The organism is Massilia sp. CT11-108 (genome assembly GCF_047302915.1).
Classification (GTDB): domain Bacteria; phylum Pseudomonadota; class Gammaproteobacteria; order Burkholderiales; family Burkholderiaceae_D; genus Telluria; species Telluria orientalis.
Window position 1 is genome coordinate 1 of the sequence record NZ_JBKYMO010000806.1, and the last position, 1,745, is coordinate 1,745.

A 1,745-nucleotide genomic window follows, 5' to 3' on the forward strand; every position below is an offset into this window, starting at 1 on the left:
GCCTCGGGGCCGGCGCCCTCCAGCAGGAACGCGAACTGGTCGCCCCACAGGCGCGCCAGCATGCCGCACTCCGGCACCAGCGGCTGCAACTGGCCCGCGACGGCGCGCAGCAGGCGGTCGCCGACGACGTGGCCCAGCGCATTGTTGATGAGGGCGAAGCGGTCGACGTTCACGACCAGCACGGCACCGCCCGCGCCCGGCGAGAGGCGGCCGAACGCTTCCAGGAAGCGCGTGCGGTTGGGCAGGTCGGTCAAGGCATCGACGTAGGCCAGCCGGGCGATGCGCTCCTCGCGGCACGCGATCTCCGTGCGCATCTGCTCGAAACTGCCGGCCAGCTGGCCGATCTCGTCGCGCGGCGGCGGACAATTCGTGCAGGGGCCGGACGATGCGCCCGGCCAGCATCACGCTGCCCGCCGCGAACACCGCGATGGCCGCGACGATCACGCCCAGCAGCCGTCCCTGCAACTGTTCGAACGGCGCCCGCACCTGCGCGACGGGCAGCCGCAGCACGGCCTGCAGGCCGCCGTCCAGCGGCACCGCCACGGACGCATCGCGCGTGCCGACGGGTGCGCCGGAGGACGCGAGCACGCCGGGCGTCCCGGTCCGCACGATCTGCACGCCCAGGCCCGTGATGCCGGCCATGTCGGCCGCCCAGCCGTCGTCCACGTGGAAGCCCATCGCCACCCACGCGATGCGCGTGGGCGCCAGGATCGGCACGAGCACGACTTGATAAAGTTGGCCACTGAGCTGGCCATTGCGCATCTGGCGCAAGCCCGCGCTGCGTCCGGACGCCTCGGCGGCGGCGATGAGGTCGGGGAACGGGAACGGGTCGCCGGCCGCGCTGGCGCGCTGCGTGGTGGCGATCAGCCTGCCGTCGGTGCCCGCGACCATCATCACCTGCGCGTGGATGCGCTGGCCGTGGTTGCGGATCACGGAGCGCACGGTGGGCTGGTCCTGCGTCGCGATCGCCTCGCGGAACGCGAAGTCGGCGGCCAGCACGGCGGCCGCCGTCTCGAGCTGGCGCTGGTTCTGTTCGAGCAGGCGCTGGAACACCTTGGCGCCGACGGCCAGTTCGCGCCGCGTCTCGCGCTCCACGATCCGCTCGCTGCTGTGGTGGACGAGCGCCAGCACGAGCCCCATGACCAGCACGAGCAGGCCCACGAAGACGATGGCGATCCGATGCCGCAGCGATCTCGATGACATGTCAGTAACGGTCCGGGTCGTCCTCGGTATGCGGCTTCGGTTGGCGGGCGCGCGCGTCCAGCACGAGCGTCATGCGCACCGGCGCCTCCTCGATCTCGATGTCTTGCGGCGCCACGGCCACCTTCTGCAGCGGATGCCACGGCCGCACGCGATAATGGCCCGCCGGGACGTTCGTGACGGCCGCACGGCCATCCGCGCCCGTGCGGACAAAGTATGGCGTGTCGACGACCAGCACGTGGGCCTCCATCCAGTCGTGGATATTGCAGCCGATGTCGACCTGGCCCGGCTTGTCGAACACGACGGGCTGGCCGGGCTTGCCGGCATACAGCTTGATCTCGAAGCGCTTCGGCTCGGAGAACGAATACACGTGGTGGCGGATCGTGTCGTTGTTGGGGAAATCGACGCTGGTGCCGGTCTGCACGACGGTCATCCACGGGATGAATTCGCGGCCCCGCTGCTCGATTGCTACCCCTTTCGCGGCAGGGGCGCGTGCACGTGCGCGCGCAGGCGTGCCCGCGAGGGGCTCGACGAGCACGCGCCCC

The 1,745-nt window shown here is 71.2% G+C and carries 3 protein-coding genes and 1 pseudogene; 1 reads left to right on the forward strand and 3 read right to left on the reverse strand.

Annotation, left to right across the window (positions count from 1 at the left end):
* The coding region (locus ACEN88_RS30905; RefSeq protein ID WP_413345881.1) for a diguanylate cyclase domain-containing protein at positions 1-314 on the reverse strand (314 nt) is incomplete at its 3' end.
* Positions 315-385: 71 nt separating this feature from the next.
* Here ACEN88_RS30905 and ACEN88_RS30910 point away from each other — a divergent pair.
* Complete coding sequence (locus ACEN88_RS30910; RefSeq protein ID WP_413345883.1) at positions 386-730, forward strand: hypothetical protein; 345 nt, start codon at positions 386-388, stop codon at positions 728-730.
* On the opposite strand, the pseudogene ACEN88_RS30915 reads toward ACEN88_RS30910, so the two are convergent.
* Together ACEN88_RS30915 and ACEN88_RS30920 are read right to left on the reverse strand one after the other, a co-directional pair.
* Positions 637-1,203: pseudogene (locus tag ACEN88_RS30915) on the reverse strand (cache domain-containing protein); the annotation flags it as partial. The gene ACEN88_RS30910 and the pseudogene ACEN88_RS30915 overlap by 94 nt on opposite strands.
* Before the next feature lies 1 nt (position 1,204).
* Positions 1,205-1,745 (reverse strand): hypothetical protein (locus ACEN88_RS30920; protein ID WP_413345885.1); only part of this gene is annotated, 541 nt, incomplete at its 5' end.

What these genes read in the sequence shown, in the direction of transcription:
- ACEN88_RS30910 (WP_413345883.1), top strand. Translation starts at nt 386, where the DNA reads ATGCGCCCGGCCAGCATCACGCTGCCCGCCGCGAACACCGCGATGGCC.